This window comes from Prevotella sp. HUN102, from assembly GCF_000688375.1.
Classification (GTDB): Bacteria; Bacteroidota; Bacteroidia; order Bacteroidales; family Bacteroidaceae; genus Prevotella.
The window spans coordinates 375,556-397,028 of the sequence record NZ_JIAF01000001.1 but is presented as its reverse complement, the minus strand read 5'-3'; the positions used below and the strand labels follow the sequence as shown (position 1 = coordinate 397,028).

Sequence of the window (21,473 nt, the reverse complement as noted above, 5' to 3'; positions counted from 1 at the left end):
ATGTCTATGAATCAACTTACAAAGGAAATCACGACGCTCATGTATCCCCATGCCGCATTGATTGTCTATAAGACGGAACAGGATGACAGGTACTTCCTGGAACTTCGCAGAATCGGCGATGACGGCAGGATGGAAAGCGGCAGTCCCGTAACCACGGAGTTCATGAAATCACTCGTTCACAATTTCTCAGCGAATTACCATGTCACGCCATGCGGAAGAATTCCTGCACGACTACTTGCATGTGACACGAGGATGGGAAGCGAGCGGTATGTATGGTACAATCCTCCCCAAAAGCACATGATGTTCTTCAAGGGAAACCTGGGCATCGAGAATGCCGAATACCATCTGCCGGGCATCATTTACGATGCAGGGGCGCACGGTATGAGAATCTATGCCTACAAGGGAAAGATACCCACCGAGAGGACACCCCTGTATGCCGCTCCGTTCTTCAATGTATCAGGGGCAGGCGTCTGTCTTGGGAACGCCGAGCTGAAGCGTCCTTCCAACCCCACATTCGAAAACCTGCTCGAATACTGGGAGAAGATCTTCTGGCTGACAGAGTTCTCACATCTTGGAAGTCGTGGCAATCCCACAAAGAGCAACCTCGTACTGGTTACGAAGGCGGCACGGAACGCGCCGTTCTGCCTTGACGAACTGAAGCCCCTGGACAATCTCAAACTAAAAGATATCCTGAAATGAAAAGAGTACACTATACCATCCCATACCTGCTGACCCCGCAGCACCCCGTCACCGTTACGCTGATTGGCGGAGGCGGTACGGGTTCGCAGGTGCTTACCTGCCTGGCACGGCTGGATGCCACACTGCAGGCTCTCGGACATCCCGGACTGTATGTCACCCTTTATGACCCTGACACCGTCAGTCCCGCCAATATGGGCAGGCAGCTCTTCGGGCAGTCGGAAATAGGATTGAACAAGGCGCAGTGCCTTATCACGCGAATCAACAACTTCTTTGGAAACGACTGGAGGGCAAAAGCGTGCAGATACCCCTCAGATGCCAAGAAAATGACCCGTGAGGACCTCTCGAACATCTTCATTACCTGCACGGACAATGTCCGGTCAAGGATAGACTTATGGAAGGTCCTCAAAAAACTCACTTCCCAAAACCATATAGACGATCTCACACCGCTCTACTGGCTTGACTTCGGAAACACCCAGGCTGCGGGGCAGGCTGTTCTGGGAACCATTCCAGAAGAAATAGAGCAGCCGAAGTCCGAACGGTATGAGACAGTCGGTTCCCTGAAGGTCATCACGCAATATGTGGACTACAAGGAAGTAAAGGACAAGGATTCCGGGCCGAGCTGTTCGCTGGCAGAGGCATTGGAAAAGCAGGACCTGTTCATCAACTCCATACTGGCACATCTGGGATGCGACATTCTGTGGAAACTGTTCCGAAACGGAATGATAGACCATCAGGGGCTGTTTCTCAATCTCGGCACGATGAAGGTCAATCCGATAAGCCTCTGAAATATGGAGAATCCAAGTCATACAATGAATTGGGTTCTCCATAAATTATAAGCCACCTAATCTAACATTTGTAAATCGTTTGCACACTATTTCCACTTGATTTTCAAATTTCTCTTGCAAATTTCGGAAACTTTAACTATCTTTGCATCCAATTATAAATATCACTAAGTGAACGGATTAGAGAATAACGGTTATCAGCGGCATCTTTCCTTATATAATAAAGGTGTATGCGCGGCGCAGGGAAACGGAGGTTTTTCTGCGGATTCTCGTATGGTATCTGTTGCGGAGTACGGCGTGAAAAATGCCGTGAATTTGTCGTCGGATTATTTGGCAGTTCCAAATAATTTGTTACTCTCTCTCTCTCTCTCTCTCTCTCTCTCTCTCTCTCTCTCATAGGCGCTACCGGCGTAACGTCCCCAAAAACATCTTCGCATACGCGCGCGAGTTTTTTCGTGCAACTCCATTTAAGAAAAGGGATTCCAAAGAATTCCTCTTCTTAATTTGTCGTATCCGTTGGCCAGATTTCTGCCATCGGTCTAAGGGAATATTTGTATCTGTTTAATACAACAAAAATCTATAAATCAATAGAATTTTATTTTTATGAAACAAACAAAACTATTTTTTATGCTGTTGTTGGCAATGATAATGTCGGCAACAGGGGCATACGCCCAAGCTGTGGGAACTACTTTTAAGGTAGATGACATTACTTACACTGTGACGGCAATGGATTTAGTGAGTCATAAAAACACGGCAGCTGTAAGTAATATTGAGGGTTCTGGTCCAAAAACCGTTCCCTCATATGTGATACATCCCAAGAATCAAGAAAAGGTCTACATCACAGAGTCGAAAGAATACACGGGATGTGCCAAGGGGGTTACCAGTATAACCTTTTCAGAAGGTTACACTAAAATGGGAAAGGGATGTTATGGCAAATCAGAGAATCTGACCAAGGTTACATTTCCGAAGTCGTTCACAACGATGGGAACAAACTGTTTTGAGGCAAATAACAAATTAATTTTCTTCGAGGTGGTTGATGGAAATACTACATTTAAGAACAATAACGAAGGTTGGCTTCTTTCCGCAGACGGAACAACGCTTCAAGCTTATCCAACAGGTATTAGTGGTAATGTCACTATACCAAGTAGTATTACAACCATTGCGCCAACGGCTTTTAATGTATGTGGTAATGTACAGGAAATAAAAATTCCTTCATCAGTTACCAATATTGAAACGGGAATTACCGGCAGTTTCTTGGCTGTCGGTACTTATTTTCGGGTTGATACCGACAATCCAAACTATAAGGATGTAGATGGCGTACTTCTGAATCGTAACGGAACCGAACTTATTACTTTTCCAAAGGATTATACAGGTACGCTTCCGGGTGGTAAATATGTTGTTCCTTCTACGGTAAGAACCATTAAAGGTAATGCATTTTGCCATACGTCTACGGTATTAAAGTCTATTGACCTCAGTAATACAGAAACTATCGCCATGCAGGCTTTTGATTATGCCAGAGGCTTGGAAAAAGTTGATATTGGGTCTAAAGTGAGCAGTATAGAAGACGGAGCTTTCCTTAACTGCGATAATATAAAGGAATATGTTGTTGATTCAAATAATCCTAATTATGTCAGTGATGATGGTATCATATATTCCAAGGATAAGAAAACACTTTATCTATGCCCAATAGCTAAGACAGGCTCTTACCAGATTTTAGAAGGAACCGAGACAGTTAAAGGTAAGGCATTCTATTCTTCCAAACTTTCAAGTATCAAATTTCCTTCAACACTTACTAAGGTAGAAGACCAAGCTTTTCGTTTCAGTTCTATTTCAACGCTTGATTTTGGGGCAAACTCTCGTCTTGCGCATATCGGTAGCTCAACCTTTGGTAATACGAAACTGCATGGCAGTATGACACTCCCCGCCTCTCTCGCAACTTTGGGGTCGGGTGCGTTCAACTATACCGAACTATCTGATATACATATTGCAGATGGCTCACAACTTGATGCAATAACCTATCAGGCTTTTGGTAACATGCCAAACCTTGAGAGTTTCACCTTCGATGGTTCAGCAACAAAAATGAAACGAATAGACGACCAAGCATTTGCAAACGACTTAAAACTCAAAAAATTGGATATTCCGGCTTCTGTAACGGCGATAGGCAAGGGTGCCTTTCTAAAGACGGAAGCCTTAGAAACCGTAACTTTTCAGGCACCTTCAAAGATTAAAGAGATAAGAGAGGGTGCTTTTGGCTCCAGTGGAATTCAATATATCAGTCTGCCAATTGGAGTTACCGAAATCCAACAGCAGGCTTTTGATAATTATACTAATTTGACTACAATAAATATTCCTGCTTCGGTAACAACCATAGGTACTGGAATTTTCAATTTCTGCGAGAACCTAACCGCCATCAAGGTGGATACGGCCAATACGAACTTTTCTTCACTTGACGGAATGTTGACCAATAAGGATAAGACAGAACTCGTAGTATTCCCGGCAGGTAAGGCCAGCACCAAGTATGCGCTTGTTCCTTACGTTGCGACGATAAAATCTTATGCTTTCTATGGTAGTAACAAGATTACCAATATTACATTCCCCAAGACAGTAACCGCCATCGGCACTCGTGCCATTGCCCTTTGCAACAACTTGAAATCGCTCAGTTTCATGGGAGAGGAAAGTGTGCCGGAATTGAAAGACGACATCATGTACCAATCCAGAAATCTTAGGGATGTTACAATTTTTGTACGCAAGAAATGGTATGAGAGCAGTGACAACGACGCGACTGTGAATACTTATAACAGCAGATTCAAGGAGGTGCATCCTTCATTTGTAACAGAAGTGGGCTACGACCGCGGCACAGAGTTCTTCCCCACTTCCGTGAGCGACGTGGGTGTCATCAGTTTCTATAATGAGCGCACATCGGTTATCATAGAAAAGACAGCCAAAGAGCCGAACTATACCGACACGCGTGGCAAGACTTGGCAGGAGAAGGATTACACAGTCAGCAGCATTCTCGATTTCGCATACGAAAAGACCAACAAGGCGGAAGCCATCGTCTCGCTGGCAGATATGAGTTATGTCGGTATGAATTCCTTCAAGGGCAACAGCATCAAGGACGTTTATTTCGTAGGCGACACGCCGGGCTCACTCGGGTCTGTTGATTTCGAACAGCCTGACAGTTATCCGTTCAAGGAAAACCAAAATATTTATGTGAAACAAAGCAAAGTGCAGGCATATAAGGATAAATGGGAAGTAGCCAAGACCATAGGAGGCACAGAGAAGCACACGCTCAATATCACCCACAAGATACCGCAGACCACCAACAGCTACGGCGGCACGGTGTGCTTCCCGTTCGACGTGAAATATCCTTCCGGACAAGGCAGCAACGACATCAAGCCTTATGTGCCGAAGGACTACACCCACGCCTACGACACAAGCAATCCGTTCGTAAAGGCATACAGCGTGGACAACTACTATGTGCCAGCCTTTGTTGGTGCGCTCATACGCAGCAAGGAAGCCGTTACGGTGAATTCCTATTGCGAAATGGATGAAGCGCAAGCCCACGATAAGTCGGCATTGACTGCACTTGGCTATAGCGAGACAGACAACAACCGTATGATAGGTGCTGTGGAAGATACGCCAATCACCAATGAGACCGGCTATCAATACTATGCTTTCAGCAAGAGTCGGGGCAAATTCGTGCAACTCAAGAACGGCGCCACGTTCCCATACTTCAAGGCATATTTCCGAATGGCAAACAGCGCGTCGGCTCCTGCCAAAGGCTTCTGCATCGTGTTCGACGACGACAGCACCGTTACGGGCATCGACGGCATCATCGAAACAGGCAAGGACAGCGACAACGCGCCTTACTACAATCTCAGCGGCGTGCAGGTAAAGCCCACAAAAGGTGTTTATATCCACAACGGAAAGAAAGTAATCATCAAATAATAATAGGAAAGAAAGCAAAATGAAGAAAAAAACATATACGGAACCTCTCACGGAGGTTGTCAAACTGGAAGTAAACTCCCTGATGGAAACTTGGAGCATCGGTGTGGACAACGATCCCAACCACGGCATAGGTGCCGGACAGGAAGACGACATTGGCGCAAAGCAGGGTTTCTTCGACGAGGAGGACGACTGGGCAAAACCGGGCTTCAATGCTTGGGAAGACTAATACAGCGTGATGCCATGCTCTGCCTCACTGATGGTGGGGCATGGCATTTATGCTTCCGGCAATACGGCTCTTTTGAGCAACAATTATTAACCAGCCGATGAGTGGTGTAGATAGAGATGGCGACAAGTCCTACTTCAGTAGGGCACTACTTATACTTCAGTGCCCCACTACTTATACTTTAGTCGTTGTTAACATTTCAGCCGCTTTTGGCACAAAACAATCAAACCTATGGCATTCTACAAGAAAGTACAGATGAAAGTGAACGGCAAGTGGTATCCCAAATCCATTCTCGTAGGCTCTGCCATCACGACGGAGCAAATTTCCAAGCGCGTGGCAGCCGAATCGACGGTAAGCCCCGCCGATGTGCGTGCCGTGCTCACAGCATTGGGCGGAGTAATGGGCGACTATATGGCGCAGGGCCGCTCGGTAAAATTAGATGGTATCGGCTCTTTCTACTTCACGGCGGCGACGAACAAGAACGGTGTGGCAACAGAAAAGGAAGTAACCGCTGCGCTCATCAATGGGGTGCGCGTGCGCTTCATTCCCGAAACCCGATTCCGTGGCGGTGGCACAAGAGCCACAGGTGGCGGTCGCCGTGCCGTGCGTGGCCTGACCGACGTGGACATCGAATGGGAGGAATGGAAAGGCAAGGTCACTTCGGAGGATTCCGAATCATCAACGGAGGGTGGAGAAGATCTCAACCCATAAATCATTTGAATTTTATAACTCTTTAATTTATATGGCGCAAGGCTTGTTGGGAAACAGGGCTTGCGCCTTTGGTTTCAAAAAGACTGGTTGCTGAGAGGTGAGTATTATTCGATTTTTTATTAGTAAACCCTTGTCAGTCAGTTCCTCGTCTTTGGAAAAATTGTACCTTTGTTAATAGAATTTAATATGCGAAACGGGATGTAATGGAGGAACACATACATTTTAACAAACGGTCAAATAACCAAAGGAGCAACAAATGTGAAAACCGACATAGACCAAGGGATATACGAATCCAAGGGAGTGTCAGTTTCCATTGCCATTCGTTCACGGAAAGAGTGGCATAGAGCGCAGAAACGACAGGGATTTCTGCATTTTTTTGATATATTGGTTGGGATTTTCAGCATACCACCAAACGTTGATAACTGAAAAACTTATCCATCATGATGATACTCAAGATTTATAAACCCATAATACATTTATTTTATCAGATAAAAAGCCTGCCACCCGACAATATTCTTTCGTTTCCCTTGCAGGATATGCTTGGGAGCATCAGAAAACGCATAAAGAGAATTTCCTTCCACATCAAGCTTGTTGCTAGTTATGTGCTTGTCGTACTTCTCACCGGCGGCATCGTCTGCATCAAGGCAGGGGAATGGAGCTGTTTCAGGAGTATGGAATCATTGCCGCCGCTATTGGAGCTACGCGACAGCCTGCCGGAGCAGGAAATGCCGATACAGACGGGACTGTACCTATATACCGGCAACAGAAACTCCTTGCCCATACGTGGCGGTCATGCCATAGTCATAGGCAGCCTGACAGCCGGCGTAATTTGTGTTCTTTCGGCATCATACATTTTTATATACCGGCATTTCCTCTGTTTGGAAAAGACACTGCTCGAAAAGGAAAAGTGCATACGGGAGCACCGCATATTGCTGGAAACGCACAAGAAAATAATCCTCTCCGTCTCTCATTACATCCGCAGTCCGCTGAATGTCATCAGCGGAAGTGCCGAACTCGCCATGAGCGCATGCTGCAAGGAAGAACACGACAGATATCTTGCAAATATAAGGGAACGCTGCCTGCATATCCTGCATCTACTGAACGGTCTGCTGGACATATACAGGCTGAAGGAGGAAAAGGCAACGGTAAATGCAATCCCCTTCCATTTGTCGGACTTGTTGGACAGGACTGTGACATGTGCCGTACAGATGGCCAAGGACAGGAATTTGGTTTTCGTTCATACCTTCAAGTCAACGGATGTAACACTGATAGGAGACGCGGACCGTATAGAGGAAATCATAGACAATCTGCTGACCAACGCCATGAAATATACCTGTCGCGGAAGGGTTGTATTCCGGGCTGTATATTCCAAAGGAAAACTGGAAGTGGAAATACGGGACACGGGAATCGGAATGGACAAGAAGACGATGGAGAGAATCTTCGTTCCTTTCGAGCGATGCGACAATGCCGGGAAAGAGGAAGGCTATGGCCTTGGACTGACCATAACGAAAGGACTCGTAATTCTCATGGGAGGCAGAATCAGCGTCACAAGCAAACAGGGGAAAGGCTCATCCTTCAGGGTTTCCCTGCCGCTTCCAAAAACGGACCTCCCTGTGAACAACGGCATGTCGGGAGAAGATGACAGGCCGTTGCTTCTTCCGCATCACGTGCTGGTTATTGACGACGACACCCTACAGCTTGAGATGGTCAGGGAGATGCTGGAACGAAACGGTGTTTCCTGTACGGCATACAGCAGCACATCGGAGTTTTCCGCCGCCATACGCCGGCAAGACTACGACGTACTGCTGAGCGACATACGGATGTCGGGAACGGATGGCTTTTCCCTGCTGGAACTTCTGCGAAAATCGAACCTGCAGAACTCAAGGCAACTTCCCGTGATAGCCATGAGTGCGCGGGGAGACTTCTCGCGGGAAGACATCATGGCAAGAGGCTTCTCCGGCTGTGTGTTCAAGCCTTTTTCTTCCAACGAACTGCTGCGAAGCCTCTCTTCTGTGGCACAGCAGACATGCTGTGCCGATTTTACTCCTCTGACACGCGGAACGACGGACAAGTGCGGTATCCTGCAAAAACTGATAGCAAGTTCAAGGAAAGACATCGCAGACCTGAGACGTGCCATGAAAGAGGCTGACAGGGAGGCGTTGCGCGAGATTGTGCACAGGATACGCCCCTTGTGGGAACTGATGCGGCGGGAATGCAAGCTGCAATACTACCACGAGATGCTCAAGGGCATGGGCACGGACAGCAATACCGTCAATACCTGCACGGAAAATATCATCATTGAGATACGAAAACTTATAGCTGATACGGAAAAGGAACTGGAAAGGATAAGACATGAGAAAGAAAATACTGATAGTGGAAGACAATGTGGCACTTGCCAATATACAGAAAGAGTGGCTGTGGGCGAACGGCTTTGAGGTGATGACGGCCATAGACGAGCCTGCTGCAAAAAAGTGGATAGAGAAGATGGAGTTCGATCTGATTCTGGCAGACGTTCGGTTGCCGAGGGGAAACGGAATATCTCTGCTCGAATGGATGATCAGAGAAGGAAAAGCCGTACCTTACGTCATCATGACCGAATATGCCTCCTTTCCGGATGCGGTGAAATCCATCAAGCTCGGAGCAAAGGACTATCTTCCAAAGCCCGTATACAGGGAACGCCTGCTGGAACTGGTAGCCGAACAGGTTAAGGCGCTTTCCGTCATGCAGTCGGAACAGAGGGAATATTTCAGGCGTCCCGGCCTGAAGGCAAGGGAGGCGGAACACCTTGCCAGGCTGGTGGCGCCCTTTGACCTGTCCGTACTGATACTCGGTGAAAACGGAACGGGAAAGGAGGAAATAGCCAAGAGCATACATTTCAACAGTCCAAGGAAACATCGCCCATTCGTTGCCGTGAACTGCGGGGCCATACCCCGTGAACTGTCGGCTTCCCTGTTCTTCGGGCATAAGAAAGGGGCATTTACGGGCGCGGACAGGAGCGAGGAGGGATATTTTGAAACGGCAAGAGGCGGTACGCTGTTCCTTGACGAGATAGGGACACTTCCCTACGAAACCCAGTCGGCACTGCTGAGAGTGCTTCAGGAGAACGCGTACCTCCCCATCGGCGGGAACAGGGAGCGGACAGCAGATGTGCGTATCGTGGCGGCAACGAATGAGGACATGGAGGAAGCTATTGGAAAGCGGTTCTTCAGAGAGGACCTGTATCACCGCCTGTGTGAGTTTGAGATACGGCTGCCGCCCCTGCGGGAATGTAAGGAGGACATCCTCCCGCTTGCGGAGTTTTTCAGAAAGAAATTCTCCGGCGAACTGAGAAAGGAAACGGCCGGGTTCACGAAAGAGGCTGAACGGCTTTTGCTCACACATTCGTGGAGCGGTAACATCAGAGAGCTCAGGAACAGAGTCAGGCGTGCCGTCTTGGTTTCGGAAAGTTCCCGTATCACGGAAAAGAATCTGGGAATAGCCATGATTCCGCCATCCCCAAAGATAGAACCGGAGCAGTTTGTCCCATTGAGGGATGCCCGGCTGGAAAAAGACTCCATCATAAAGGCTCTTGAAATATGCAGGGGTAACAAGACACAGGCGGCAAGACTCCTGAATGTCAATCCCACTACGCTGTATCGAAAGATAAACAAGTACAGGATTGAATGAGCGGTTCATTTCTTGCGGTATGCAATGGCATATCGCAAGAAATCCTCGTATTTTACCACAATCATAATTATCTGTGAAAGATATGATTAAAATCCTATTGCATTGACATTCAGCGGAATATCAATGAGTTTTGGTGAAAGATAGTGTCTGTGGCATGCTTTTGGCGTATTATATGGCATAACCTGTTGCGCGGCAAGTTAAGGAAAAATTCATATTAACTTAAAACAGTTTGCAATGATACAGATGGAAACCGTACAGAAGATGTTCCTTCAGATAATGGGACGCTTCGACAATGTGGACCGGACACTGGAGCGCATGAACAAGGTCAAGGACTGCCTTGACGGCGACACGCTGCTGGAGAATCATGACCTGTGCCGTCTGCTCGGCGTGACCAAGCGGACGCTGGCGCGCTACCGGCAGAAAAAACTGATACGCTATTACATGATAGACGGACGCACTTACTACAAGGCGTCTGAAATTGGCGATTTCCTTAAAAGCAAGGGGAAGGAACTGCCTGTAAAGAAAGGAGAGTAACCGGTTGTCTGACTTAAAAAGAAATACAATGGAAATTATAAGCATGGATTTAAGAACCTTCGACACCCTGATGGAGCGTGTGCGCAGAATAGAGGAAAGGGCAGGCCTCCTTTTGGAGAAACAAGCGGATGTGGGGATCAAGAAATGGCTGGACAGCCAGGATGTATGCGAGCTGCTCGGCATATCCAAGCGTACTTTGCAGTCATACAGGGAAAAAGGGCTGATAGCCTGCAGCTATATCCGCCATAAGGCTTTTTACAGGCCGGAGGATGTGGAGAGAATGTTGGAATCATCGTATCACCCCAAAAAATAATCATTATGAGTCATTATTTCATAGACAGGAATGACCCTCGGATAATGGATCTGCTCCGTCGCCTGTCCAATGTGGAAAAGGCACTGGACAGGCTGGAGCCGGACATTCGGAAAAGTTTCAGGGGAGACCGGTTCGTCAATGATGAGGAACTGTCCCGCCTGCTGAAAGTGAGCCGCCGGACGCTTCACGAATACCGCATGGAAAGAATACTTCCGTACTACCAGATGCAGGGAAAGGTACTTTACCGGGAGTCGGAGATTCAGGAATTTCTGGAGAGTATTCATAGGAAAAGCATGGACGGCGAGGAGTGGATTTGAACTTTATATTACTATTTCCGCTTGATGCTGGATACAGACAACGGGCAGCCCCGGAAATCGGAACTGCCCGTTGTCAGTGTGGCGCATTATTACTTTTGCAGAAATGAATTCTCATTGTCCTGTTCGTATAGGGACAGGTTGCCTGCCTGCATTCGCTTCTGAAGAATCTTCATGTCCTCATCTATCTTGCCGTCCGTGACGTGCGCATAGATCTGCGTGGTCGTAACACTCTTGTGTCCCATCATCCTGCTTACGGTTTCTATCGGGATTCCCTGGGACAAGGTGACATGCGTGCCGAAATTATGGCGTGCCATGTGGAAGGTTAGATTGATACCGTATTCCTTTCCCAGCCTTTTCGTGAGTTTTATCAGGTAGTTGCGGGCATAGAGGTTGAATATGCGCCCGTCTTTCCGTTCATTCCGGTATTTTTCAATAATCCGCAGCGGGACGTCCAGGAGACGGATTACGGAGGGAGTATCGGTCTTCTTGCGCCTGATGTGTATCCACCACGTCCCATCCGCGGCCTGCGTGACGTTGTCTTCGCACAGACGCTTTAAGTCGGCATAGGCCAGCCCCGTGAAGGTGGAAAAGATGAACCAGTCCCGAACACGCCACAGGTTCGGCTGCTCTACCGGCGTCGCAAGTATCGTCTGAAGGTCGTCAAGCCTGAGATGCCGGCTTTCCCGCTTGGGAAGTTCGGGATGCAGGCGCGCATAGGGATCACGGCGCAGGGTTCCCTGGTTTACCGCCCGCATCGTCATCTTCTTCAGGCGGTACAGGTGCTCATGGACTGATTTGGCTTTCATGTGGCAGGACTTTCTCAGGTAGAGGTCGAAGCTGTCATAGAATTCCTTGTCAAGACTGCGCAGCGCAACATCCTTCCTCGACATTCTTTCTTCAACGAATGATGCGAGATGATTGTATGAGTTCAGATAGCTCTTCCAGCTCTCCCTTGTCCGGTCCACACCGACACGCTTGCGGAACTCGTCATTATGCTCCCTGAAAAGCGCCAACAGGGTAAGCGGCTTCTGGCCGATACCCTTCAGGGCATTCTTGACAAGTTCGGCTGACACGAATCCCAATTCCCCCCTGATACGGCGATAATGCCGGTTGATTCTCTCCGTCAGGTCGTCAATGGCCCGGTTGACGACAAGGGCATTCTCGCTCCGTCCGTCCGCGCGTCCCGTCGCAGGATTCCAGAGGGCAGGATTCACGGAGACCTTGGTTCCTATCTGCTCCCATTTCGAGTCAATACTGACCTTGCACAGAAGCTGGCAGGAACCGTCCTTGCGTACCTTGGTGCGATTGATGTAGAACAATACGGAAAAGGTGCTGCGGTGTCTTCGCACGGCAGGATGCATGTTATTTTCAGTTGTCATGTCTCAGGATGTTTTATTCAAATTACAACGGGGAAACATTCGGCAATGCGGTCATTCAACAATTTGGTGTCCGTATCTATCTTGTCGTCCGTAACCTTTGCATAGATTTGCGTGGTGGTAATCCGCGTATGTCCCAGCATACGGCTTACCGTTTCAAGGGGAACGCCGTGAGAGAGGGTTATCTCCGTGGCATAGGTGTGCCTTGCCATGTGAAAGACAATGCGGCGTTCAATGCCGCAGAGGACTGCAATGCGCTTCAGGTATCTGTTCATATCGGAATTGTTGTACATCGGCAGGAGTCTTCCGTCAGGTGCCGCATCCCGGTATTTGTCAATGATATGAAGCGGAAGCTCAAGCAGCGGGACTTCATAAACCACCCCTGTCTTCTTACGCATGGACCTTATCCTGAGCCTTCCGTCCATGCTTCTTTCCAAATGCTCCACGGACAGGCGGCGCATATCACCAAAGGATATTCCCGTAAAGCAGGAAAACAGGAACATGTCCCGTACAAGATACATCACGTCGCTGTGCAGGGGCGTTGTCATAAGCCGGTGCAGTTCATCTGACGTCAGGTACTTTCTCTTATAGACAGGACGCTTTGGCTTATATCCGCAGAAAGGATTGGCCGTGATGATGCCGTCAGCGATAGCCTCGCCGATGACGGTGTTCAGACGGGTGGTCAATAAAATGATGCTTCCGGGTGCAAGATGGCAGTCTGTCCGCAGATATGTGTCATATTTCTCTATAAAGGAACGGTCAAGGGCGGTAAACGAGATGTCCGACAACCTGTATTGGTGTCGTAGAAAGACAGAGAGTTTCTTGTAGGCATAATGGTAGGATTTTGCGCTTGTCCTACATCTGTTTATCCCAATGCGCCCGTCAAACTTGTCAAGAAAGGATTCAAAATACGACAGCAGGGTTACTTGTCCTTCCGCCATGCCCAACAAGCGGCATTTCACGTCATCGGCAGTAACCCTCTGATGGACCGCTGCCAGTTCCCTGTGGATATTGAGGGCGGAGGCCCTGAGTTCATCCAATCGTCTGTTGATTTCCAACGCGACGATGCTTTTTCCTTTCACGCGTCCGGACACCCAGAGTTTTAATGGAGCCGACAGCTTGGCACTGAACGAACTTCTGGAATTTCTGCCCACGGCAAGTTGTACCATGATGGGACATCGCCCCTCTTCGTTGATTTCGCTCTTTTTGAGGTAGAACGAGAGCCTTACATCACTTTGTTTCATAATCATCTGTTTTTGTTTGCAAATTTAACTGATGCAGAGCCTTTGCAACCTATGAAGAATATAGCAGAATAAGGAAAAAAGCCACATGCAGGGAAAATTGTTCTCATATTTCTTTCATGTCGGGAAGAAAAAGAGTATCTTTGCAGGTGAACAGGAGGGCTTATAAGCCTGTCCTACAACTAAATACCGGAATGGGATTCATATCTGTCTTGATGGATTTTCGTCTTTCCAAAAGGCAACGGATAGGTAGTAACAAAGTTCACGAACCCATAATGGAATGCCTTTTAGAAAAGATGAAAGATATTGAACCGTAATACCTTTATTCCTTTATAGACAGATACTTGCATTATTCTTCGTTTTCTTGCCGATTTTAGCCGAATTCTTCGTATTTTTGCATTGATGATTTGTAATTAGTACAAAATGAGAATACTATTGCGAATGCCGTCGGATATTATTATCAACTATATATTACGTTTTGCCCATTATGGAATTATACTACGAAGGCGTGATTCTTGCAATCTGCACCTTTCTTATTATAGGACTCTGCCATCCTCTGGTTATAAAGACTGAATATTATTACGGCACCAAGCCGTGGATTCTCTACCTTATTGTGGGCATTGCCTGCTGTGTCGGCGCATTGTTCATTGAAAAAGTGTTCTGGTCGGCACTTCTCGGTGTTACTGGTGCATCGCTTCTCTGGGGAATCGGCGAACTCTTCGACCAGAAAAAGCGTGTCGAGCGTGGGTGGTTTCCGATGAACAAGGACAGAGAAAGCGAATACACACGCCAGTACGATAAAGAGATTGACGAAAGAAAGAAGTAGAAACACCGTTCCGGGCCTTTACTGAAAAGGATGGAACGGCAATCTTTTTGCCATTATGAAAGTTACGCTGCTACTGGTCGGAAAGACTCAAAACGAGCATTTCATCGCAGGGATAAAGGACTATGTTTCGCGCATAGGGCATTATCTCCCGTTTACCATTACCACCATTCCCGAACTGAAGAACACCAGAAAACTGTCTGAAGAACAGCAGAAGACCCGCGAGGGCGAACTGATTCTGAAAGAAGTGCAGTCCTCAGACACATTGGTGCTTCTCGACGAGCACGGCAAGGAGTTCCGTTCCGTGGAATATGCGCTGTGGCTTCAGAAAAAGCAGAACACGGCAAAGCGACTGGTCTTCATTATCGGTGGTCCTTACGGCTTTTCGGAAGATGTCTATAAGCGTGCCAATGAGAAAATATCGCTTTCCAAGATGACTTTCTCCCATCAGATGGTGCGCCTTATCTTCGTTGAACAGTTATACAGAGCCTGCACCATCATAAAAGGCGAGCCGTATCATCACGAGTAAATCCGTAAATGAGAGGCTGATAATGATGCTGCATAGCCTCTGACAAATTAAATAACGTTTCAGGAGACGATAAGATATAGTTCTTTAAAAGTTATTTTGTAGTACAGTTATCTAACTTTTTTAGAATACCAGTTCACGTTTTAAATATTAAAGTATATAACAAAACAATTTTAGCATAATAAAATATCTGCGCAATCTGCGTAATCAGCGAGAACGTTATCTCTCGATGAATTACGCAGATTGCGCAGATAGCATTCGTTTTTTGTGAATAATGTTTACAAATCCCTCTCTATAATTCCATTATTTTCGGCAGAAGATTTTTATTTTTCAAAAACGCAAGTTTTTTGTGTGCATATTTAATCTGTTTGTTATCAGCAGATTAGTGATTGACTATGCAAATCTGTGCATATAAATCTTTTTTTAATGTTCGCTAATAGAACAAATTAACAGCGAAAACAACCTGAATTTATAGGATTTTCTTCGTTTATTCGTCTTTCTTTTTTGCGAAGAATGCAACCCATTCTTCGCAAAAACGCATTGCAATTATCGTTTGAATGGATTTCAATGATGCAGAAAATGGTTTTCAACCGTCGGGAGAAGCATTGGAAATCTCTATTTTGCAGAAAAATATGTGCGTTTTTTCAGTAATCAATATTTACAGATTCGAGAGCTTGCTTCGGAAGAAAGCCTTGCGTAATGATTATAGCAACTAAATTATGAATACTTATCCGACAACCCGGTTTCTGCATATTTTGCAGTAATTATATTTAGGTAATCTGCACTCATATCTCATCAAAACTTCCCAAAATCACAAATACTTTTAGTAACTTTGCAGCAAACTTGAAGTATTTATATGGCAATCAAGGCAGCATTCTTCGATATAGACGGTACGCTAGTGTCGTTCAAGACGCACGAAATACCAAAGTCTACCATCGATGCCATCGCAAAGGCGAAGGAAAACGGCGTGAAGATTTATATCTCCACCGGTCGTCCTGTTGCCATTATCAACAACATCGGGGCGATAGAGCACCTCATCGACGGCTACATCACGTTCAATGGAGCGTATTGTTTCGTAGGCGACGAAGATATAGTCGTAAAACCCATTCCGAAGGAAGACGTTCTGGCAATGATTGAGGACGCAAGCAGGCGCAATTACAGTGTGATTGTGTGCGGAAAGAAAGACATCGCCATCCACAATTACAGGGAGATATTCACTAAAATATTCGTGGAAGATCTCGGGGTAACGAATATCGACATCAGAAAACCGATTGATTCCCTGCTCGAAAGTCCAATTCTTCAGCTCACGCCTTTCTTTTCTTCCGAGTCGGAAGCACATATTATGCCCGATATGCCTCATTGTGTTTCGGCGCGATGGCATCCCGATTTCACGGACATTACGGTGAAAGGTGCCGACAAGGGCAATGCGTTGCGCACTATGGCAGCGCATTTAGGCTATAAAATAGGAGAGTGCATTGCATTCGGCGACGGAGGAAACGACGTTTCCATTCTGCAATCGGCGGGCATCGGGGTGGCAATGGGCAATGCCAGTAAGGAAGTCAAGGCGAAAGCCGACTATATCACTACTTCGGTAGACGAAGACGGCATTAGAAATGCCTTGCAGCATTTCGGCGTGATAGACTGAAACTGAATCTGTAATGAGGATGTATGCAGGGAAATAAGGTAAAAAACAAGCGATAACTAACAGCAATTTGGAAACGATTCATATAGAGAGGACAAAACAGGAGAAGCGCATCCGGCTCGTGGTGCTCTTCACGTTCGTGGTAATGGTGGCAGAAATGGCAGTCGGTTTCCTGTCGCATTCTATGGCTTTGGTGGCAGACGGTATCCATATGGGGTCGCACGTGCTCTTGGTAGGGCTTAACTGGGCAGCCTATGTGCTTGTGAGGAGACTGGAAAGCCGACAGTCGGAGAACTACGACAGCGACAAGATCCTGAAACTTTCGGCATTCACGAGTGGAATCCTGCTGATGATAATGGCATTCGTGATTATTTTAGAGGGTTTCGGGGTGTTGCACGGGCACGAGCATCACGACCACGACGCCCAGATGTCGAACTTTGGTTTTGCATTGGGGGTGGCAATAGTTAGCCTGATAGCCAACGTTATCTGTGCTTTTGCGCTGCGCGACAGACAAGGAGAGGGCGACTACAACAGCAAGGCAGCCTACCTGCACCTGCTTTCCGATGTGCTGACAAAGTTTGGAGCCATCATCGGAATTGTTTCTGCGTGGCTTTGGGATATCACTTGGGTGGATGCTGCCGTAGCCATCGTTTCGGCATTGGTGGTTATTCGCTGGGCTGTGAGGCTGTTGTGGGAAACGGGTAGGGCACTCACGGCTTCTTCGCATTCCTGAAACGAAAAGAAAGCAGCGTGAAAACTGCTTTTCTGCTAGCGAAACCGGGCTTCGTATTCATCCAATTTTCTCGTCATTTCCTCCCTTCCGTACTTTATCAGTTCTTCGGCTTTATTGAAATCGAACATATTGTATAGGTCCATCGGAAGTTCTGCACAAATATCCGGAGGTGTAAGCCGCAATGCTAATTGGGTATTTGCCTGAATGGCAAGATTCGCCACACGGATAGCCATATTCATATAATTGGCTGAAAACTGTATTTTACGGAAAGGCAGCTTTGCCTTCAGCGTCGAAATCTTCTCCGTTTTCGGCTTTTCCGCATCTTTTTTCTCGCTTTTCAGATAGACGTAAGGGCAACTGTCGGGTGCGTTTACGTTAATGGCAACGAGCATATCGCCTTCCGTCCGCTCCACTCGGTCGAGTGGAAGCGTGTTGTGAATGCTGCCGTCTACGTCTATATGTCCTTCTTCTCTTACGGGTTTGAAGAAGCAAGGAATGGAAATGGAAGCACGGATGGCTGTTGTCAGCGAACCTTTGCGAAACACTCGCTCTTGTCCGCTCACTATATCCGACGCTATGCAGCAGTAGGGAATGGGTAAATCCTCAATCATTGTCTGTCCTGTGAGTTGTTCTATCGCCTCCATCAGCTTGTCGCCGCTTGCAACGTGGTCCAGTCCCATCGAAAGATTAATCAGCCCCAATGTCTGTTTCAGATTGAGGTTTAGTGCCAGTTCTTTCAGTTCTTTGAGTTTTCCGTTGGCATATACGCCAGCTACAAGTGCTCCCATTGAAGTTCCTGCAACAGAAGTAATTGTATATCCTCGTTCTTCCAGCACTTCAATGGCTCCGACGTGTGCGAGCCCTCGTGCGCCACCTCCCGAAAGCACCAGTGCCACCTTCCTTGAAGGCTGTTGCTTTCTTGTAAAAAATCCTTTGAGCTTATTGAGTAAATTCGTCATTTCCTATCAGTTTTCTGTATGCAGTTCGCCATCTGAACGCAGACGGCAAACCAGTTTCTCCGAAGCAAAGATAAGCATTTAAATTCTTAATCAGCAGCAATTACAAATCAATCTATTGAATATTTTTGCTGTTGAATGCTGAATCATCCGTTAAATAATTTAGTAACAAGACTTAAAATGACTCAAAATATATTCGTATATATTTGATTTTCATAAAGTTTTTAATATCTTTGCAGCATTAATACAAAACTAATTTATGATGAAAAAAATCTTTTTATCGTTCTTTGGACTCTTGTTGGCGATGAGTATTCAGGCTCAAAGTGATGTTGTTTCAGTAAAAGATGCCATCAGGATATTCCAAGGAAAGACACTTGAAAAGGCCAAACGGATTCTGGAAAACCAAGGATATACTTATAAAGGTGTATCAACGGATAAGTATGGAAAGGACTATAACTGGGTAAAGAATATGAATTTGACGAAGGATTTCTTTCCTGCTTCCTTCAAGAAAGGCAATTCCAGCCTTGTGCTTCTGGCTGAAAACGGCACAACACTCTATGTCTATCTCTTCAACCGTGCTGCTTTCAATGCCTATAAAAAGCAAGCGAAGACATTGGGATACGAAATGGGCGAAGTAATTAAGTCTACACCGGGTACTACTGTCTGCACAAAGGAAGGTCAGCCCACCATTTCCTTTATCGAACTTCAGCAGCCGTTGCCTTATTGCATTCAGATTACGGAATAAGGTTTAAGCTCATTATATTAGATTATATTAAAAGCCCGACAAAGAATTGTCGGGCTTTTATAGTTTCATTTAAAAGGTTCTGTAAGTCAAGATATGCGAAACGTAATTGCTGTTGAAGCATAACGGCCTGACTGTTTGAACCTCATATTATTCTAAAAGGATTATTCTTTCGCTTTCGTGTCTTTTGTTGCAATGATGAAATACAATATCAATGCCACGTAAGCAATGAGCGACAGGAGCTCGGAAAGATGATTGCTCCACCATTCTGAATAGTCGAATTCAATGCCACCGAACTTCAACAGCGCGGAAACAACGCCCATCAGCGCACCACCGGCAATGAAACCGGATGCCAAAAGTGTACCCTTGTCGCCTCGAATCTTATTGATTTCGGCATCCTTTGAGCGTGAAGTTACATACCAGTTTACGGCACCACCCACCAACAATGGGATATTCAATTCTATTGGAATGAACATACCCAGTGCAAACGCCAAAGCCGGAACCTTGCAACGGTCGAGAATGAAGGCTATCACAGCACCGATTCCATAGAGAACCCACGGTGCTCCCTGTCCGCTCATCAATGGTTTGATGACTGCTGCCATTGCATTAGCTTGTGGGGCAGCGAGTTTTCCGGAATTAAAGCCGTATGCCTTGTCGAGAACTATCATCACTCCGGCCACCGTAGCAGCAGAAATAATAGTGCCGAGGAACTTCCAAGTCTCTTGTTTCTTAGGAGTTGTGCCGAGCCAATAGCCAATCTTGAGGTCGGTAATGAAAGAACCTGCCATTGAAAGTGCCGTACAGACCACGCCACCCATCAGCAAAGCTGCGAGCATACCTGCATTGCCTTTCAGTCCGACAGCCACCATTACAACGGAAGCGAGAATCAGTGTCATCAGCGTCATACCCGAAACAGGGTTTGAACCCACGATGGCAATAGCGTTTGCAGCCACAGTTGTGAAGAGAAAAGCAATCAGGGCAACGAGCACGATAGCCACGACGGCGTGCATCAGATTGAATTTCATCACGCCTGTATAGAAGAATATGAAGATAACAATCAGCGTTGTGATACTGCCGAACGCAATAATCTTAAACGATATATCGCGTTGTGTTCGGATTGCTTCCTCCTGATTGGCTCCCTTGCCTTTCATTTCGCGCGCTGCAAGTCCTACCGCACTCTTGATGATACCCCAAGATTTCACGATACCAATAATACCGGACATAGCAATACCTCCGATACCGATGGAACGTGCATACGACTTGAATATCATTTCAGGTTCCATTGCGCCGACGGCTGTCGTGATAGTTGGATCCCACTGGTTGAGAACCGTATCAGGGAATATGAGTGCCATAGCCGGAACGATGAGCCACCACACGGTAAGAGAACCCATACAGATGATGAAAGCATATTTAAGACCGATGATGTATCCCAAACCGAGCACGGCAGCACCCGTATTGAGCTTCAGAACGAGCTTTGCCTTCTCAGCAACGGTTTCGCCAAATCCTATCATTCGTGTCGTAACGGTCTCGTTCCACCATCCGAACGTGGCGATTACGAAGTCGTAAAGACCTCCCACAAGACCAGCAATGAGCAACGGTTTAGCCTGACTGCCGCCTTTTTCTCCACTTACAAGCACCTGTGTTGTCGCAGTAGCTTCGGGGAAAGGATACTTTCCGTGCTGATCTTTCACGAAATACTTTCGGAAAGGAATGATAAACAGAATACCGAGCACGCCTCCCAGAGCAGCGGCAATGAAAACTTGCAGAAAATCTGCCTGAAGTTCGAGCATATAGATAGCCGGCATCACGAAGATACCACCTGCCACAACGGCTCCAGAACAAGCTCCGATACTCTGAATGATAACGTTTTCGCCCAGTGCATTCTTTCTGCCCGTAGCCGAGGAAAGGCCGATTGCAATGATGGCAATAGGAATGGCAGCTTCAAACACCTGGCCAACCTTCAGCCCGAGATAGGCAGCGGCAGCCGAGAAAAGCACGGCCATCAGAATACCCCACGTTACCGACCATCCGTTTACTTCTCTGTAAACCTTCTGTGGTGCCATTACCGGCTGATACTCCTCGCCCTCCTTCAGTTCACGAAAGGCGTTTTCGGGGAGTTCCGCATTTAGTTTTTCTTGATTTTCCATATATGTTTTGATTTTGTATGTTTGTTCACGCACTCGATTCGTTGGGCGCAAGGACGACAGTTCACAGATGATTTCGCCCTAAAACACCCTTTTA

19 protein-coding genes are annotated in these 21,473 nt (G+C 46.8%); 15 read left to right on the top strand and 4 right to left on the bottom strand.

What is annotated here, in order from left to right; translation table 11 throughout:
* From P150_RS0101820 to P150_RS0101775, 10 genes are all read left to right on the top strand, one after another.
* Complete coding sequence (locus tag P150_RS0101820) at window positions 1-699, top strand: prokaryotic E2 ligase family D protein (protein ID WP_028896235.1); 699 nt, start codon at window positions 1-3, stop codon at window positions 697-699.
* Window positions 696-1,484, top strand: coding sequence for a PRTRC system ThiF family protein (locus P150_RS0101815; RefSeq protein WP_028896234.1), 789 nt, complete (start codon window positions 696-698; stop codon window positions 1,482-1,484). The genes P150_RS0101820 and P150_RS0101815 overlap by 4 nt, the downstream gene beginning before the upstream one ends.
* Before the next feature lie 600 nt (window positions 1,485-2,084).
* On the top strand, window positions 2,085-5,429 hold the full coding sequence (locus tag P150_RS0101810; RefSeq protein WP_028896233.1) for a leucine-rich repeat domain-containing protein: 3,345 nt from the start codon (window positions 2,085-2,087) through the stop codon (window positions 5,427-5,429).
* Window positions 5,430-5,448: 19 nt separating this feature from the next.
* Window positions 5,449-5,655 carry a hypothetical protein gene (locus P150_RS0101805; protein ID WP_028896232.1) on the top strand — a complete coding sequence of 69 codons (207 nt, stop codon included), beginning with the start codon at window positions 5,449-5,451 and terminating at the stop codon, window positions 5,653-5,655.
* 228 nt (window positions 5,656-5,883) lie between these two features.
* Window positions 5,884-6,363 (top strand): HU family DNA-binding protein, encoded by a 480-nt coding sequence (locus tag P150_RS0101800; RefSeq protein WP_036931979.1) that lies wholly within the window; start codon window positions 5,884-5,886, stop codon window positions 6,361-6,363.
* A gap of 440 nt (window positions 6,364-6,803) precedes the next feature.
* On the top strand, window positions 6,804-8,798 hold the full coding sequence (locus P150_RS15665; protein WP_081819253.1) for an ATP-binding protein: 1,995 nt from the start codon (window positions 6,804-6,806) through the stop codon (window positions 8,796-8,798).
* On the top strand, window positions 8,716-10,029 hold the full coding sequence (locus P150_RS0101790) for a sigma-54 dependent transcriptional regulator (protein WP_028896230.1): 1,314 nt from the start codon (window positions 8,716-8,718) through the stop codon (window positions 10,027-10,029). The genes P150_RS15665 and P150_RS0101790 overlap by 83 nt, the downstream gene beginning before the upstream one ends.
* 234 nt (window positions 10,030-10,263) lie before the next feature.
* Window positions 10,264-10,563, top strand: coding sequence for a helix-turn-helix domain-containing protein (locus P150_RS0101785; RefSeq protein WP_028896229.1), 300 nt, complete (start codon window positions 10,264-10,266; stop codon window positions 10,561-10,563).
* A 28-nt stretch (window positions 10,564-10,591) separates the two neighbouring features.
* The gene (locus P150_RS0101780; RefSeq protein ID WP_028896228.1) at window positions 10,592-10,876 is read left to right on the top strand and encodes a helix-turn-helix domain-containing protein; all 285 of its coding nucleotides are present in this window, start codon (window positions 10,592-10,594) and stop codon (window positions 10,874-10,876) included.
* A 5-nt stretch (window positions 10,877-10,881) separates the two neighbouring features.
* Window positions 10,882-11,193, top strand: coding sequence for a helix-turn-helix domain-containing protein (locus tag P150_RS0101775; protein WP_028896227.1), 312 nt, complete (start codon window positions 10,882-10,884; stop codon window positions 11,191-11,193).
* Between the two features lie 89 nt (window positions 11,194-11,282).
* On the opposite strand, the gene P150_RS0101770 is transcribed toward P150_RS0101775, so the two are convergent.
* The gene (locus tag P150_RS0101770; protein WP_036931978.1) at window positions 11,283-12,572 is read right to left on the bottom strand and encodes a site-specific integrase; all 1,290 of its coding nucleotides are present in this window, start codon (window positions 12,570-12,572) and stop codon (window positions 11,283-11,285) included.
* Between the two features lie 17 nt (window positions 12,573-12,589).
* Window positions 12,590-13,813 carry a site-specific integrase gene (locus P150_RS0101765; protein WP_028896225.1) on the bottom strand — a complete coding sequence of 408 codons (1,224 nt, stop codon included), beginning with the start codon at window positions 13,811-13,813 and terminating at the stop codon, window positions 12,590-12,592.
* A gap of 484 nt (window positions 13,814-14,297) precedes the next feature.
* Here P150_RS0101765 and P150_RS0101755 point away from each other — a divergent pair, with 484 nt between their 5' ends.
* The 4 genes from P150_RS0101755 to P150_RS0101735 all read left to right on the top strand — a co-directional run bounded on the left by P150_RS0101755 (window position 14,298) and on the right by P150_RS0101735 (window position 17,534).
* Complete coding sequence (locus P150_RS0101755) at window positions 14,298-14,636, top strand: DUF4491 family protein (protein WP_028896224.1); 339 nt, start codon at window positions 14,298-14,300, stop codon at window positions 14,634-14,636.
* 55 nt (window positions 14,637-14,691) lie between these two features.
* Entirely contained in the window at window positions 14,692-15,162 is a 471-nt protein-coding gene (rlmH, locus tag P150_RS0101750) for a 23S rRNA (pseudouridine(1915)-N(3))-methyltransferase RlmH (RefSeq protein ID WP_028896223.1), read from the top strand.
* Window positions 15,163-16,015: 853 nt separating this feature from the next.
* A complete protein-coding gene (locus P150_RS0101740) occupies window positions 16,016-16,804 on the top strand; it encodes a Cof-type HAD-IIB family hydrolase (RefSeq protein ID WP_028896222.1) in 789 nt (262 codons plus the stop codon).
* 67 nt (window positions 16,805-16,871) lie between these two features.
* Window positions 16,872-17,534: a cation diffusion facilitator family transporter gene (locus P150_RS0101735; RefSeq protein WP_028896221.1), complete on the top strand. Its 663-nt coding sequence runs from the start codon at window positions 16,872-16,874 to the stop codon at window positions 17,532-17,534.
* Between the two features lie 35 nt (window positions 17,535-17,569).
* Here P150_RS0101735 and P150_RS0101730 read toward each other — a convergent pair whose 3' ends face one another.
* Window positions 17,570-18,493 carry a patatin-like phospholipase family protein gene (locus P150_RS0101730; RefSeq protein WP_028896220.1) on the bottom strand — a complete coding sequence of 308 codons (924 nt, stop codon included), beginning with the start codon at window positions 18,491-18,493 and terminating at the stop codon, window positions 17,570-17,572.
* A gap of 256 nt (window positions 18,494-18,749) precedes the next feature.
* On the opposite strand from P150_RS0101730, the gene P150_RS0101725 reads away from it, so the two are divergent.
* Window positions 18,750-19,235 carry a hypothetical protein gene (locus tag P150_RS0101725; protein WP_231477558.1) on the top strand — a complete coding sequence of 162 codons (486 nt, stop codon included), beginning with the start codon at window positions 18,750-18,752 and terminating at the stop codon, window positions 19,233-19,235.
* A 161-nt stretch (window positions 19,236-19,396) separates the two neighbouring features.
* Here the strand turns inward: P150_RS0101725 and P150_RS0101720 are convergent, their stop codons facing one another.
* Window positions 19,397-21,379 (bottom strand): OPT family oligopeptide transporter, encoded by a 1,983-nt coding sequence (locus P150_RS0101720; RefSeq protein ID WP_028896218.1) that lies wholly within the window; start codon window positions 21,377-21,379, stop codon window positions 19,397-19,399.
* Between the last annotated feature and the right edge of the window lie 94 nt (window positions 21,380-21,473).